Annotated in this window: 13 protein-coding genes; 3 read left to right on the forward strand and 10 right to left on the reverse strand. The window is 66.6% G+C overall.

Annotated features, from left to right (window positions below; genetic code table 11):
• Nucleotides 1-105 precede the first annotated feature (105 nt).
• The 4 genes from GUV69_RS10240 to speB form a co-directional block, all read right to left on the reverse strand.
• Nucleotides 106-1704: an MFS transporter gene (locus GUV69_RS10240; protein WP_164202031.1), complete on the reverse strand. Its 1599-nt coding sequence runs from the start codon at nt 1702-1704 to the stop codon at nt 106-108.
• A 10-nt stretch (nt 1705-1714) separates the two neighbouring features.
• A complete protein-coding gene (locus GUV69_RS10245) occupies nt 1715-2191 on the reverse strand; it encodes a MarR family winged helix-turn-helix transcriptional regulator (RefSeq protein ID WP_164202033.1) in 477 nt (158 codons plus the stop codon).
• Nucleotides 2192-2346: 155 nt separating this feature from the next.
• Nucleotides 2347-4041, reverse strand: coding sequence for a thiamine pyrophosphate-binding protein (locus GUV69_RS10250; protein WP_164202035.1), 1695 nt, complete (start codon nt 4039-4041; stop codon nt 2347-2349).
• Between the two features lie 2 nt (nt 4042-4043).
• On the reverse strand, nt 4044-5111 hold the full coding sequence (gene speB / locus GUV69_RS10255; protein WP_164206424.1) for an agmatinase: 1068 nt from the start codon (nt 5109-5111) through the stop codon (nt 4044-4046).
• Between the two features lie 360 nt (nt 5112-5471).
• On the opposite strand from speB, the gene GUV69_RS10260 reads away from it, so the two are divergent.
• A complete protein-coding gene (locus tag GUV69_RS10260; protein WP_164202037.1) occupies nt 5472-6323 on the forward strand; it encodes a DUF559 domain-containing protein in 852 nt (283 codons plus the stop codon).
• A 130-nt stretch (nt 6324-6453) separates the two neighbouring features.
• Here the strand turns inward: GUV69_RS10260 and GUV69_RS10265 are convergent, their stop codons facing one another.
• Entirely contained in the window at nt 6454-7029 is a 576-nt protein-coding gene (locus GUV69_RS10265) for a helix-turn-helix domain-containing protein (protein ID WP_164202039.1), read from the reverse strand.
• Between the two features lie 221 nt (nt 7030-7250).
• On the opposite strand from GUV69_RS10265, the gene GUV69_RS10270 reads away from it, so the two are divergent.
• Nucleotides 7251-8768, forward strand: coding sequence for a sodium:solute symporter family protein (locus tag GUV69_RS10270; protein ID WP_164202041.1), 1518 nt, complete (start codon nt 7251-7253; stop codon nt 8766-8768).
• A 103-nt stretch (nt 8769-8871) separates the two neighbouring features.
• Here the strand turns inward: GUV69_RS10270 and GUV69_RS10275 are convergent, their stop codons facing one another.
• Nucleotides 8872-9099, reverse strand: a complete 228-nt coding sequence (locus tag GUV69_RS10275; RefSeq protein WP_164202043.1) for a hypothetical protein — start codon at nt 9097-9099, stop codon at nt 8872-8874.
• 244 nt (nt 9100-9343) lie between these two features.
• Here GUV69_RS10275 and GUV69_RS10280 point away from each other — a divergent pair, with 244 nt between their 5' ends.
• Entirely contained in the window at nt 9344-10477 is a 1134-nt protein-coding gene (locus GUV69_RS10280; RefSeq protein ID WP_244292687.1) for a VIT1/CCC1 transporter family protein, read from the forward strand.
• Here GUV69_RS10280 and GUV69_RS10285 read toward each other — a convergent pair.
• The 4 genes from GUV69_RS10285 to GUV69_RS10300 form a co-directional block, all read right to left on the reverse strand.
• Nucleotides 10474-11607: an LOG family protein gene (locus tag GUV69_RS10285; protein ID WP_164202047.1), complete on the reverse strand. Its 1134-nt coding sequence runs from the start codon at nt 11605-11607 to the stop codon at nt 10474-10476. The genes GUV69_RS10280 and GUV69_RS10285 overlap by 4 nt on opposite strands.
• A 9-nt stretch (nt 11608-11616) precedes the next feature.
• Nucleotides 11617-12087, reverse strand: coding sequence for an SRPBCC family protein (locus tag GUV69_RS10290; protein ID WP_164202049.1), 471 nt, complete (start codon nt 12085-12087; stop codon nt 11617-11619).
• A gap of 81 nt (nt 12088-12168) precedes the next feature.
• Nucleotides 12169-13008 carry an aldo/keto reductase gene (locus GUV69_RS10295; protein ID WP_164202051.1) on the reverse strand — a complete coding sequence of 280 codons (840 nt, stop codon included), beginning with the start codon at nt 13006-13008 and terminating at the stop codon, nt 12169-12171.
• 42 nt (nt 13009-13050) lie between these two features.
• On the reverse strand, nt 13051-14310 hold the full coding sequence (locus tag GUV69_RS10300) for an MFS transporter (RefSeq protein WP_164202053.1): 1260 nt from the start codon (nt 14308-14310) through the stop codon (nt 13051-13053).
• Between the last annotated feature and the right edge of the window lie 24 nt (nt 14311-14334).

Consider the following 14334-nt stretch of genomic DNA (forward strand, 5'->3'; position numbering starts at 1 on the left):
AGGCTGACATTCTTAGCCTACCCACTGTACGAAATCCGTTGCCCGGGCGAAACATCGCCCGGTAAATCTCATCCCGTAGGCGTACTGCGCGCCGGCCCCCGGCGGTTACTTAGCCACGGAGGCGAGTTCCGCCGTCGGACGTTCCGCATCTGTGTCCGGCGCGGCGTCCAGCTGGATGTCCACGGTGCGCCGTAGCGGCCGTTCCTTGATGAACACCACCGAGAGCAGGGCTACCACGGCCACACCGGCGGAGATCAGGAAGACCTCGGCAGTGGCGTCGCCGTAGGCGGCGCGCATGATTTCGCGGACCGGCGCCGGCATGTCAACCAGGTCCATCGTGGCCGCAGCGGAACCGCCCGCTACCGGGATGCCGGCCGCTGCCAGTCCCTGCGTGGCAAGTTCGGTGACCCGGCTGCTGAGGACGGCACCGAGCACGGCGACGCCGATCGCCCCGCCCACCGAGCGAAAGAAGGCAACGGACGCGCTGGCCGTTCCGATGTCGGACGCGCGGACCGTGTTCTGGACGGCCAGCACCAGGTTCTGCATCAGCATGCCCAAGCCGAGGCCAAGGATGGCGGTAAAGATCCCGGCCTGCCACAGTTCGGTGGTGTGGTCCATGGTTCCGGCGAGCCCGAGTCCGCCGATCAGCAGGATGGAACCGCCGATCAGGTAGCCCTTCCACTTGCCGGTGCGGCTGATCAGGAGGCCCGAGACAACGGAGCCGGTCAGGTTGCCGGCAATCATCGGAAGGGTCAGGAGCCCGGCTTCGGTGGGGGTGGCGCCGCGGGCTACCTGGAAGTACTGGCCCAGGAACGTGGTGGAGCCGAACATCGCGATGCCCACTGCCACGGAGGCGAGGATGGCGAGTGCGGTGGTGCGTTCGGAGATGATTTTCAGCGGGATGATGGGCTGCTCAACCTTGGATTCCACCAGCACCAGCAGGGCCAGCAGCACCACGCCGCCGCCCACCATGGCGGCGGACTGCCAGGAAATCCAGTCGTAGTAGGCCGGGTTGCCGGCGAAGGAAACCCAGATCAGGAGCAGGCTGACGCCGGATGTCAGGAGAACGGAGCCGAGCCAGTCGATCTTGGCGGGGCGTTTGATGTGCTGGATCTTCAGGGTGACCTGGAGCAGGATGAGCGCGACGACGGCGAGCGGCACGCAGACAAAGAACGTCCAGCGCCAACCGAGCGGGCTGTCCACGATGAATCCGCCGAGCAGCGGTCCGCCGGCTGTTCCGACAGCCATCACGGCACCCATGTACCCGGAGTATTTGCCGCGGTCCCGCGGCGGGATCATGGTGCCGATGATGGACTGTGCCAACGCGGTGAGCCCGCCCATGGCAACGCCCTGGATCACGCGGGCGGTGAGCAGCAGCGGGATGGTCTCCGAAAGCCCGGCCATGACCGAGCCGGCCACAAAGATCACGATGCTTAACTGGACCAGCAGCTTTTTGTTGAAGAGGTCCGACAGCTTGCCCCAGATGGGGGTGGTGACGGCGTTCGCCAGCAGGGCGGCGGTAATCACCCAGGCGAAGTCGGTCTGGGTGCCGTGGAGGTCCGACATGATGGTGGGCAGCGCGTTGGCCACGATGGTGCTGCTGAGGATGGCGGTGAAAAATGCCGCCAGAAGCCCGGTGAGGGCCTCCATGATCTGGCGGTGGGTCATCACTATGGGTGGGGCGGCGGGTGCTTGGCTCGACATATCGGTCCTTCTAGGGGGTCGGGATGGTGATGGGTCCGGCCGCCGTTGCCCGGGTTGACTGTTTGAGGGATTCGGAGAGCCTGGCCAGGATCCGTGCCGTGTCTTCGGCGTCTTCCTGGCTCCAGTCGCTGAGGTAACCCTGCAGGGTTACCGCGCGGTGTTCCTCTATCTGGCGAAGCTTTTCCGCCCCCGCAGGCGACAAGGCAACCAGCTGGGCCCGGCCGTCGTCGGGATCCTGCCGCCGGATGACATAACCCTGTTCTTCAAGGTCGGCGATGTGGCGGCTGAGGACAGGGGCGCTGACACCGAGGCGCTCAGCGAGGTGGGTGGCACGCGATTCCCCCTCCCCCACGTAGCGGAGCACGCCCTGCAGGGCGACCCCCGTGTCCTGCCCGCGGAAGCTCGCCGCAGCCACACAGCGGACCATGCGCTGGAGGTCGAAGATGCGGTAGACCAGGTCCGCTGCGGTGTCCGGCGCGACTGCCATGATGAAGATCTCCTCAGTTGTTTGCCTGAAGCAACTATATCCCTAAATGGTTGCCTTGGGAAACTAAGAAGACGAGTGAGGCCCCCTCTCCTCTCGGAAAGGGGGCCTCATTAGTGGTTCCCCGCGCGGCGGGAGTGAATTCTTTGCGCTTGGGCTTAGGTGCCCAGGTGCGTCGGGCCGAACATCTTGAGCAGGGTTTCGACGACGACGACGTTGGGCCCGTCTGCCGCGAAGCCCGCCCTGAGCGCGTCCCCCACATCCTCGGGGGCAACGCGCGTGGCCGGCACACCGAACGCTTCCGCGAGCTTGACGAAGTCCGGACGTGCGAGTTCGGTGGCCGTGGCCTTGCCGAAGGCGCCCACCATGTATTCGCGCAGGATGCCGTAGCCGCCGTCGTCCACAATCAGCCAGGTGACCGGGACATTGTGCTGCGTGGCGGTGGCGAGTTCGGAGATGGAGTACATGGACGAGCCGTCCCCGGAGACAGCGAGCACACGGCCGGACCTGCCCAGCGTCTCCAGCCCCACGGCCCCGCCGATGGCTGCCGGGAAGCCATACCCCAGTCCCCCGGCACCCTGGGCTGAGTGGAACTGGCCCTGCCGGGCATCCCAGCAGCTCCAGCCCCAGTAGGCCGCAATGGTCATGTCCCAGAAGGTCTGCATGTCATCGGGAACGGCTTCGCGGATGTCGGCCATGAACTTCAGTTCCTTGGCCAGGTCCTGCGATTCCAGCCGGGCCCGCACCTTGGCCAGGGACTCCCTGACCAGGTCCTCGGGGCTGACTCCGTGCCAGCTGCGGGCTGTTTCGACGGGCGCCACCAGGGCTTCATCGAGGGCGGCGAGCGCCTGCCCTGCGTCGGCACGGATGCCCAAACCGGGACGGTTGGACTCGAGCACGCGCGGCTCGGCGTCGATCTGGATGATCCGGCCCCGGGGCTCGAACGTGAAGTAGTTCGATGTCACCTCGCCCAGGGACGAGCCGATCACGATCAGGACGTCGGCATCCTCCAGCACGTCGGTCATGTACCGGTCCTCGATCCAGGACTGCAGCGAGAGCTCGTGGTTCCAGGGGAACGCGCCGTTGCCGCCCGGGGTGCAGATCACGGGCGCCCGGAGCTTTTCGGCAATGGAGAGCAGGGATTTCTCGGCCCGGCCCCTCCGGGTGCCGCCGCCGGCGATGATGGCCGGACGCTCCGCCGTCGACAGCCATTTCACGGCTTCGCGGACAAGCTCCACGCGCGGCGGGTTGTCGGCCGCCTCGGCGAGCGCATCCTCCACCGGGGGAACCATGATGGGATCCAGCAGGACGTTCTGCGGGATTTCCAGCCAGACCGGGCCCTGCGGCGAGGAGATTGCCTCGGTCCAGGCGTCCTGGATGGCGGACGGAATGCCGGAGGCGTGCTGGATGAGGCGCTGGCTCTTGGTGACGTTGGCGGCCGAGGCCTTCTGGTCATCGAGCTGGTGGAGCATGCCCTTGCGGCGGGCGCCGAGTCCGTCGAGCGGGATCTGGCTGGCGACCACCACCATGGGCACACCCGTCGCGTAGGCCTCCTGCAGGCCGGCGAGGGACGTCAGTGCGCCGGGTCCGGTGGACAGGAACAGCACACCCACTTCACCGGTGGCGCGCGCATAGCCGTCAGCGGCGAAGGCACTGTTGTTCTCCACACGGGAAGAGACAAAGTGGAGGTTGCCGCGGCCCATGGCATCGAACAGCCCCAGCGCGTGCTGGCCGGGGATGCCGAAGACCGTTTTGGCACCAAGTGCTTCCAGGGTTTCGACGACGAGATCCCCGCCGTTGCGCTGGCCGGTCGCGCTCGTAGGGGCTGCTGTGCCCGGATCAAAATCGATCATTCTTATGACTCCTTCGAGGCGGCGGCGAAACCGGCGGGCTGGCGAACTTCCTGACCGAGGGCCTGGGCGGCGTAGCCGCTGGCTGCGCCGAAACGGTCGCCTTCCACTGCATTGTCCGCCATCAGGGTGACCAGTTCATAGGCCACATGGCTGGCAGCGACGCCGGTGATTTCGGCATGGTCGTAGGCCGGTGCCACTTCAACGATGTCGGCCCCCACCAGGTTCATGCCGCGGAAGCCCCGGATGATTTCCAGGAGCTCGCGGCTGGTGATGCCGCCGGCCTCGGGGGTTCCGGTGCCGGGTGCGTGGGCGGGGTCCAGGACGTCGATGTCCACCGAAATGTACAGCGGGCGGTTGCCGATCCGGTCGCGGACCTTGGCCACCGTCTCCAGGACGCCCTGGTAGTAGACGTCCGCGGAAGTGACGATGCCGAACCCGAAGCGGTGGTCGTCGTCGAGATCCTTTTTGCCGTAGAGCGGCCCGCGGGTGCCGATGTGGCTGATGGCCTCGGTGTCCAGGATGCCTTCCTCGACGGCCCGGCGGAACGGGGTGCCGTGCGTGTATTCGGCGCCGAAGTAGGTGTCCCAGGTGTCCAGGTGCGCGTCAAAGTGCAGCATGGCGACGGGGCCTCCGGCGCGTTCTGCCGCAGCGCGGAGCAGCGGCAGGGCGATGGTGTGGTCTCCGCCGAGCGTGACCAGCTTGCTGCCGCCAGACGTCAGGTCCAGGGCGTTCTGCTGGATGGTTTCGATGGCCTCGTTGATATTGAACGGGTTGACCGCCATGTCGCCGGCGTCGGCCACCTGGATGTTCTCGAAGGGGCTGACGTCCCATGCCGGGTTGTACGGGCGGAGCAGGCGGCTGGCCTCGCGGACATGGTTTGCGCCGAACCTTGCGCCGGGCCGGTACGAAACGCCGGAGTCGAAGGGTACGCCCACCACGGTCACGTCGGCCTTGGCCACCTGGTCCAGGCGGGGCAGGCGGGCATAGGTGGCGGCTCCGGCATAACGCGGAATGCGGGCAGAATCGATCGGGCCAATGTTGCCGTTGGCTTCGATGCGCAGCTCTTTCACGGTGAGCCTCTCCTTCGAGGATTGATCGGCAGGTGTGACAGCCATCATAGCCCGAAGTTTTCTAATGCGCATCAACTGTTTACATGCTGCCCCCCTTACGTCTGCGGATTCCGCGCCGTCCACGTTCGTTGCCTGCCCGCCGCCGGCGCCGCGTACCTTCCAACCCAGTTACCTCCGGGCCGGCCGGACCCCCGTCGCCCGCAAGGCCCGAATCCCGCGGGCTTCCCTGGCCAGCGTGCCGCGACAGGCCGAGCAACCGGGCGGGAACGCACGGCGCGGGCGGTCCGGCACGGTCCCGCGCCGTCCACATACGGCCTCTTCTGCCTTCCGTCCGGCGCGGGCACGGCCTGCAATGGCCTGATGGACATCTTCGAATACCTCAAGCAGGCGGGCGGAGCGGCCCGTACCGCGCAGCTCCTCAGCGCCGGCTACTCCCGGCGGGACATCGGCCGGCTCACGGACCTGGGTGCGACGCAGCCACGCCGGGGAGTTTTCCTCGTACCGGACTGCGACCCGGACCTCGCCGCCGCAATCCGGCACAACGGACGGCTGACATGCGCCAGCGCAGCCTCCCGGTACGGGTTGTGGCTCCGAAATCCCCCGCCCCGCCTGCATCTCGCATGCAATCACGGCCACGGAAGGGGCTTCATCCGGCACCGGACCCTCCGCTTCGATGGCCACCAGGACTTACCGATAGCTGCGGTGGAAGACGTAACCTTGCACGCGCTCGGATGCCTGGCGCCGCCGTCGTCCACGGCCTTGGCGACATCGGCCATCCGACTGCACGGTATTCACTTGGAGCTGCTCAAAGACCAGCTTCGGGGAGACCGGTCGGCCCCGATCCGGCAGGCGCTGCGAGATCTGGACCTTCGCGCGGAGTCCATTGTGGAAGTCGATGCGCAGCACCTTTTCCGGACCAACGGCATCCATTTCGACGCCCAGGTGTTCCTGCCGGGAATCGGACGGGTGGATTTCCTGCTGGACGGGTTCCTAATCGTGGAAATCGACGGATTCGCGTTCCATTCACAGCGTGCGGACATGCTCCGGGACCGCGACCGGAACAATACGTCAACAGTTCAGGGATTCGCCGTCCTGCGCTACATGCCGGAGCACATCTGGTTCAACCCGGACCATGTATTGGGAGAAATCCGGGCTGTGCTGGCCTCCCGGAACGGACAAGGGACAGCAACACGGGCGTTCCAGCCCGGTTAGTCATGCCGGCGGCCCCAATCCGTGCATCTCCGCCCGCGCCAACCCGCGCCAACCCGCGCCACACCCGGGGCGCGGCCCTGCGAGGCGGGCAACAAACCGGGCAGGAACGCACGCGGGCGAGCAAAAGGAACTAGCGGCTCGCAGCCGGGACCAGGACCCAGAGAACCTCAACGGATTCGTCCGTGGGATTGACCCAGGTGTGCGGCTCGCGGCCCGGGAAGGTCACGGTATCGCCGGTGCTGAGTTCGTATTCCTCGTTGGTCAGGATCAGGCGGATGCGGCCCTTGATCACGTGGAGCACGTCCACATCGCAGTCCACCGCGTAGAGTTCGGCCTCGCCCCGGCCGTGGGGCTCAATCACGGCCTGGATGATCTGGATGCGGCGCTCGGACCGGGCCGTCAGCAGCCGCTCCACAATGCCCTCGCCGCCCAGGGAGATTTTGGGACCGTGGTTCCGCTTGGTCAGGTGGGTTTCCGGGGCCGCAAACAGATCGCCAATGGAGATGGACAGCACCTGGCACAGCGTCACCAGCGAGGCGACCGACGGCGATGTAAGGTCGCGCTCCACGCGGCTCAGGAACCCCTTGGTCAGCCCCGTGGCGTCGGCAACCTGCTCGATGGTCAGCCGCTGGGACTGCCGGGCGGCACGGATTCTGGACCCGATGGCAACCGGAATGTTGCTCGGCTCGACTGGCAGTGCCTTCATATGCTGACCTTTCATGGCCGGCGGTCCGGCCCCATCTCTGGAGCAATCCTAGTGGCCCGCAGTGGCCGTGACGCGGCGCGAGCCCGGTTCACCGACAAGATGGCGCTGCCGTCCTTGACTGTTACGCACGTCACAACATACTCTTTTAGGCAACAAGTGTTGCCTGTCAGGCAATATGAACCCCTTCCACTTCTCAGCAGACCAGCTCCAGGAGCCCCAACATGGACGCAAATTTCGTCAACATCGCCATTGTGGTGGTGTATCTCATCGCAATGCTGGCCTTTGGCTGGTGGGGCAAGTCCCGCACCAAGAACAACAGCGACTTCCTTGTGGCCGGCCGCCGCCTGGGCCCATTCCTTTACACCGGCACCATGGCCGCCGTCGTCCTCGGCGGAGCGTCCACAGTAGGCGGCGTGGGCCTCGGCTACAAGTTCGGCATCTCCGGGATGTGGCTGGTGGTGGCCATCGGCGCCGGCGTACTCCTGCTGAGCCTCCTCTTCGCCGGCACTATCCAGAAACTGAAGATCTACACCGTCTCCCAGATGCTCACCCTTCGCTATGGCAGCAAGGCAACGCAGACCTCGGGCATCGTTATGCTCGCCTACACGCTCATGCTGTGCGCCACCTCCACCAGCGCGTACGCCACCATCTTTGTGGTCCTCTTCGGCTGGGAGCGCTGGCTCGCCATCGCCATCGGCGGCGCGATCGTCCTGGTCTACTCCACCATTGGCGGCATGTGGTCCATCACCCTCGCGGACCAGGTGCAGTTCGTCATCAAGACCGTGGGCATCTTCGCGCTGATGCTCCCCTTCACGCTCAACGCCGCAGGCGGCCTCGACGGCATCCGCAGCCGCGTGGATGAAAGCTTCTTCCAAATGGACGGCATCGGCCTGCAGACCATCATCACCTACTTCGTGGTCTACACCCTGGGCCTCCTGATCGGCCAGGACATCTGGCAGCGCGTATTCACCGCCAAGACTCCCGGCGTGGCCCGCTGGGGCGGCGCCACCGCAGGCATCTACTGCATCCTTTACGGTGTTGCCGGGGCACTGATCGGCATGGCGGCAAGCGTGGCCCTGTCCGGCATGGACATCGCCGCCAAGGACGACGTCTACGCCGAGGTTGCCCAGACCATCCTTCCCGTCGGCATCGGCGGACTGGTGCTCGCTGCAGCCGTGGCCGCCATGATGTCCACTGCCTCCGGCGCCTTGATTGCTGCCGCCACCGTGGCCCGCGCGGACGTCCTCCCGTTTGTTGCCAGCTGGTTCGGCAAGGACATCAACACGGACGATACCGACAACCCCGAGCACGATGTCAGGGCCAACCGCCTCTGGGTCCTGTCCCTCGGCATCGTGGCCATCCTGATCGCCATCATCACCAAGGACGTGGTGGCCGCCCTGACCATCGCCTACGACATCCTGGTTGGCGGGCTCCTGGTAGCCATCCTCGGCGGCCTCGTCTGGAAGCGCGGCACCGGCCTGGCCGCCGCAGCCTCCATGGCCGCGGGCTCCGTGGTCACCCTCGGCACCATGATCGTGCTGGAGATCAACGCCAAGGCCCCGCTGGACGGTGTCTTCGCCAACGAGCCGATCTACTTCGGCCTCATCAGCTCCGCCGTGGTCTACGTGGCGGTCTCGCTCCTCACCAAGCCCACTGACCCCCAGGTCATGCGGAACTGGGTGCGGCGGGTAGCCGGCCAGGACAACGAGGAAGTCCCCGTAACCGTGACAGCCCCGTAATCCCGGCAAGCTCGTTCACTCAAGGGCAGCGCACGACGGCGGCACTTCCGGTTCGCGTTCAACGAACCGGAAGTGCCGCCGTCGTGCGTCCTGCCCGGTCCTGCTATTCAGTGTCGCGGAACTCGTCGTCGTCCAGGGGAACCACGCGCTCCTCGGCATCCACCTTCACCGGAGGTGTGGGGACAACGACCACCTCTTCCCCGTCCAGGAATTCGTCCTCTGCGTCCCAATCGTCCTCGCTGACGGGGACATCCTCGGCGTAGTCGTATGCGGGATCCGATTCAACAGCCTCGAGGTGCGGCATGTCCGGTTGCTGTCCGGTGGTGTTCATGATTCAACCTCCGTTTGATCGCCTGACGTGCTCTTGCGGGTGGGCTCCACACCTTCATCACAGCACCGGCCGCCAGCCCGGTCAAGGGTCTTTGGAACCACCCCGCAAACACGCCCGGAACGGCGGAAATTAAGGGAACCCGAAACTCCGCAGTGAGGTTTGCCAGCCGAAAATCCGCGGAATTCCGCGGTAAGCTGGCTCTGCAATGGGGCCGAACCATGCCCCATCCAGCACAGGAGCTCCCGTGTCCCAGTACGCCAATTCACGCCGCACCCACCCGGCGGGAACCCGAACCGCCGAGCCCACACCGGCCGATATCCGCCGGTGGCGCCAGTACCTCGCGGACGAACGCGCGGAAGCCGCCGTCTACCGTGATCTTGCCCAGAACCGCGAGGGCGAAGAGCGCGAGATCCTGCTGGCCCTCGCCGAAGCAGAAGGCCGCCACGAGGCCCACTGGCTCGAGCTCCTCGGTGAGCACGCACAAAAGTCCCGGCCTGCGTCCCTGCGCAGCCAGCTCCTGGGCTTCCTGGCCCGCCACTTCGGCTCCGTCTTTGTCCTGGCCCTGGCCCAGCGGGCCGAAGGCCGCTCCCCCTACGCCATGGATCCGAACGCCACGGACGCCATGGCCGCAGACGAACAGATCCACGAAGAGGTGGTCCGCGGCCTGGCAACCCGGGGCCGCAATCGGCTGGCCGGAACGTTCCGTGCGGCCGTTTTTGGTGCCAACGACGGCCTGGTCAGCAACCTCTCACTGGTGATGGGCATGGCCGCCTCGGGCGTGGCCAGCAGCGTGGTGCTGCTAAGCGGCGTGGCCGGGCTCCTCGCCGGCGCCATGTCCATGGCGGCGGGAGAATTTGTTTCCGTCCGCTCCCAGCGCGAACTGCTGGCCGCCACAAAACCCACCCAGATCACCCTGGCCGCGGCCCCGAAACTGGATATCGAACACAACGAACTCCTCCTCGTCTACCTGGCGCGCGGGATGTCCCACGAGGCCGCCGAGCACCGCGTCGCCGAGCGTATTGGCATGCTCGGCTGCGACTGCGATCCCAGCCTGTCCCTCCATCCCGAACTGCCTGATGCGGATGACGAGCACGAAGCCGTGGGAACAGCGTGGGGGGCGGCGCTGTCCAGCTTCTGTTTCTTCGCTTCCGGCGCCGTGGTCCCCATCCTGCCGTTCCTGTTCGGCCTGACCGGTGTGCCCGCACTGGTGGTTGCCGCAGTGCTGGTGGGGATGGCGCTGCTGGTGACCGGCGGAATCGTGGGTCTGCTGTCCGGGACATCCCCGTTGTCCCGCGGCCTGCGCCAGCTGGCAATTGGCCTGGGTGCCGCCGCGGTGACCTATCTGCTGGGGCTCGCCTTCGGCACCGTGGTGGGCTAACCGCCCAGCACGCCCAGCGCCTCAGCCACGCTGTCCACCAGGAAAATCCGGTCCGCCATGGGCCGTCCCGCAGCCAGCGTCCGCAGCATCGGCCAGGCGGGCAATTCCTGCTCCCAGTACCGCCTGCCAACCAGCACCATCGGCGTGACGGCTTCGCGGGCACTGTAGTAGTTCTCGCACGCATCCTGGAAGATCTCCTGCACCGTGCCGGCAGCTCCGGGCAGGAAGATGATGCCGCCGTCGCACAGCTCCAGCAGGATCGCCTCGCGGATGGCGTTGGCGAAGTATTTCGCGATGTGGGTGGCGAAGTAATTGGGCGGCTCATGCCCGTAGAACCACGTGGGGATTCCCAGCGACGGCATTCCGCCCGGATGACGTTCGACGACGGCAGCCGCCTCGCGCGCCCACGCGGACACCGAGGGCCGAAACCCGGGGACGGCCTGCAACGCAGCCAGCGCCGCTTCGAAGTCATGAGCCGGGACGTGGCTGAGGTAAGCGCCCAGGTTGGCAGCTTCCATGGCCCCCGGACCACCGCCCGTGGCCACCAGCCGCCCGGACCGGGCGAGGAGCCGGCCAAGCTCCGCTGCCTGCGCGAACTCCGGAGTACCGCGTTGTGCGGCGTGCCCGCCCATCACCCCGACGGTGGTCCGGCCGGCTGCGAGGTCCGACCGCCTGAATTCCTCCAAGGCATCGCCGATGGCATGGTCATGGAGCGCCGAAGCCAGCGTGGCGTCCAGCCGGCGCCGCTGCCCCGGGCTGATGCTCCACTGATACACCAGCGCATCGGGCAGTTCCTCGTATGGCCTCGATTCCAGGCCTGCGTAGAGTTCCTGCGGCGTGTACAGCCGGGCCCGGTAGGCGTCGAACGGCACACCCGCCAGCCTGGGAAAGATCAGTGCGCCGCGGTGCCGGAGGGTGTCCTCCACCCCAGGGTCGAAGGTGCAGCCGAGGAAGATGGCGCCTTCCACGTCCAGGGCAGCAAGGGCCGCTTTCCGGCCCCGCAGGTCCAGCGACTGGGCGTGCCAGCCGCGCATGGCCACTGCCCCCGCCGCGACCAGGCGGTCGAAGCTGGCAAGGCTTTCGACTTCAAGGGTCCGCGGGCTGGGAGTCAGTCCGCCGGAGGGGTTCACGCCGGAGACCTAGCTCGCCAGCCCGGCGGTGCCCGTCAGGGATTGGTCGAGCCGGAGTAGTGTCTTCTCGATGCTGGCCGGGTGGCGGCGCAGGTAGCCTGCCAGCCGGAGGAAGAACTTGCCCCGGACTGCCCTGGCATCCCACTGTTCGGTGACGCGGGTCCCGGCGTTGCCGGCGTCGTCGGTGGCCGGTTCCAGGATGTAGCGCCAGACGTGGCCATAGAAGTGGCGCCAGGCAATGCGCCGGCCCTCCTCAAACTCACAGACCGTGTTCAGGATTTTGTAGTCCACTTTCATGTTCATCTCCATGCCGAACCGGGATCCGAGCTCCAGCCGCTCCGGGCCGCGGGGCTGGGCCCCCTTGACGGTGCCCGACCCATCAATAACGCTGTGCAGGGCCGGCGTGGCCAGCACCTCGAAGATCTCCTCCGGTGCTGCGGGAATGAAGCGCTCACGGGACACCAGGTATCGGTTGTTCATTCCCCCAGCCTAGTCAGGCGGGGCCGGCGTCTTCCGGCCCCGCCTGACTAGGCGTGTCAGGGCTTTGGTGCGGGGACCCGCTTAGCCGTTGAACTCGGCGGGGTGCGGACCCGTACGCCCGTCCCGCTCCAGGCCGTCGATCACGGCCAGTTCATCCGCAGTGAGGTCGAAGCCGAAGACGTCCAGGTTTTCGCGGATCCGCTCCGGGGTAACGGACTTGGGGATGATGACCCTCCCTTGCTGCAGGTGCCAGCGCAGGATGGCCTGCGCGGGGCTGACACCGTGCCGTGCGGCAATCTCCGTGACCGCCGGATCGGCCAGCACGGCACCCTGCGCCAGCGGGCTCCAGGCTTCCGTGGCGATGCCGTGCGCGGCGTTGTAGGCGGCAATGTCCTGCTGCTGAAGGGCCGGGTGAAGCTCGATCTGGTTGACTGCCGGCACTGTTCCGCCCAAGTCGATGACCTTCTGCAGGTGTTCAGGGAGGAAATTGGACACCCCGATGGCCTTAACCCTGCCGTCGGCCAGCAGCCGCTCAAAGGCCCGCCAGGACTCGAGATACAGGTCTGTCGCGGGCGCCGGCCAGTGGATGAGGTACAGGTCCAGGTAATCCAGACCCAGCTTCCCGAGGCTGGCCTCGAACGCGGCCAGCGTGGCGTCGTAGCCGAGGTCGGCCACCCACAGCTTGGAGGTGATGAACAGCTCGGCACGGTCGATGCCCGACTCTGCGATGGCACGGCCGGTGCCCGCTTCGTTGCCGTAGATCGCGGCGGTGTCAATGCTCCGGTAACCCGCCGTGAGGGCGAGGATGACGACGGCGGAGGTGTCGTCGTCGGACACCTGGAAGACGCCGAATCCAAGCTGCGGCATGCGCACACCGTTGTTGAGGGTGATGGCGGGGATAGTGGTGGACGTGGAAGTCATGAGGATCTCCTTGGGTGCTGGGGTGTTGCGGATGTGGAAGAACTAGAGCAGGACGTCCGCGCGTTCGACGGCGGCATCCGCGCTGTGTGCGGACGGCACCTGCGCTGCGGATTCATGCTGGACGGATGCTTCCCGGGCGGCGGCGCGGGCAACGGCCCGCTTGGCTCCGGCGGCAGCCAAGATCATGACGGCGAGCCCGAGCAGTGTGATGCCGGCACCGGCCCAGATGGGTGAGGTGTAGCCGAGTCCGGCCGTGATGGTCACGCCACCCAGCCAGGCGCCGAGCGCATTGCCCACGTTGAAGGCGCCGATGTTGGCACCGGAGGCGAGGGTGGGGGCGCCGGCCGCGTACTTCATCACGCGCATCTGCAGGCCGGGAACCGTGGCGAAGCCGAAGCCGCCCATCAGGACGATGGAGGCCACTGTGAGCACCTGGCTGCCTGCGGTGAGGGCAAAACCGACGAGCACCACCACGAGTACGGAGAGCACCACGACCAGGGTGCGGTCCACGTTGCGGTCCGCGGCCTTGCCGCCGATGGTGTTGCCGATGAACAGGCCAACCCCGAAGACGATAAGCAGCCACGGCACGGTGGACGCCGCGAAGCCTGAAACTTCGGTGAGCGTGAAGGCGATGTAGGTGAAGGCGCCGAACATCCCGCCGTAGCCGAGGATGGTCACCAGGATGGAGAGCCACACCTGGCCGGAGCGGAAGGCCCGCAGTTCGGTGCGCAGGGATCCCGGCACGGTGTCACCGTGACCGGTCTTGGGCACCAGCGCGAGGATTCCCAAGAGGGCGATGACACCAATGACGGTGATGGCCCAGAACGTGGAGCGCCACCCGGCAGCCTGCCCCAGCATGGTGCCGAACGGCACGCCCAGAACATTGGCTGCCGTGAGTCCGGTAAACATAATGGCGATCGCCCCGGCCTTCTTGGTGGGGGCCACCATGTCCGCGGCCACCACGGCACCGATTCCGAAGAAGGCACCATGGGCCAGGGCAGCAATAATGCGGCCGATCATCATCATGCCGTAGTCCGGGGCGATGGCTGAGATCAGGTTGCCGGCGATGAACAGCACCAGCAGGACGGCGAGTACGGGCTTGCGTTCAAACCGTGTCACCGCCGCTGTCAGCAGCAAGGCGCCGACCACGACGGCGAGGGCGTAGCCGGAGATCAGCCAGCCTGCCGTGGCCTCACTAACCTGGAAGTCGGCGGCCACCTCGGGGAGGAGGCCCATAATGACGAACTCGGTGAGTCCGATGCCGAACCCGCCGAGGGCGAGGGCTATCAGGCCGATGGGCATGGGGTGCTCCTTTGAAGAATGTAC

The organism is [Micrococcus luteus] ATCC 49442 (genome assembly GCF_010367585.1).
Lineage (GTDB): Bacteria > Actinomycetota > Actinomycetes > Actinomycetales > Micrococcaceae > Arthrobacter > Arthrobacter luteus_A.

What these genes read in the sequence shown, in the direction of transcription:
- GUV69_RS10240 (WP_164202031.1), bottom strand. Translation starts at nt 1,704, where the DNA reads ATGTCGAGCCAAGCACCCGCCGCCCCACCCATAGTGATGACCCACCGC.
- GUV69_RS10245 (WP_164202033.1), bottom strand. Translation starts at nt 2,191, where the DNA reads ATGGCAGTCGCGCCGGACACCGCAGCGGACCTGGTCTACCGCATCTTC.
- GUV69_RS10250 (WP_164202035.1), bottom strand. Translation starts at nt 4,041, where the DNA reads ATGATCGATTTTGATCCGGGCACAGCAGCCCCTACGAGCGCGACCGGC.
- GUV69_RS10260 (WP_164202037.1), top strand. Translation starts at nt 5,472, where the DNA reads ATGGACATCTTCGAATACCTCAAGCAGGCGGGCGGAGCGGCCCGTACC.
- GUV69_RS10265 (WP_164202039.1), bottom strand. Translation starts at nt 7,029, where the DNA reads ATGAAGGCACTGCCAGTCGAGCCGAGCAACATTCCGGTTGCCATCGGG.
- GUV69_RS10270 (WP_164202041.1), top strand. Translation starts at nt 7,251, where the DNA reads ATGGACGCAAATTTCGTCAACATCGCCATTGTGGTGGTGTATCTCATC.
- GUV69_RS10275 (WP_164202043.1), bottom strand. Translation starts at nt 9,099, where the DNA reads ATGAACACCACCGGACAGCAACCGGACATGCCGCACCTCGAGGCTGTT.
- GUV69_RS10290 (WP_164202049.1), bottom strand. Translation starts at nt 12,087, where the DNA reads ATGAACAACCGATACCTGGTGTCCCGTGAGCGCTTCATTCCCGCAGCA.
- GUV69_RS10295 (WP_164202051.1), bottom strand. Translation starts at nt 13,008, where the DNA reads ATGACTTCCACGTCCACCACTATCCCCGCCATCACCCTCAACAACGGT.
- GUV69_RS10300 (WP_164202053.1), bottom strand. Translation starts at nt 14,310, where the DNA reads ATGCCCATCGGCCTGATAGCCCTCGCCCTCGGCGGGTTCGGCATCGGA.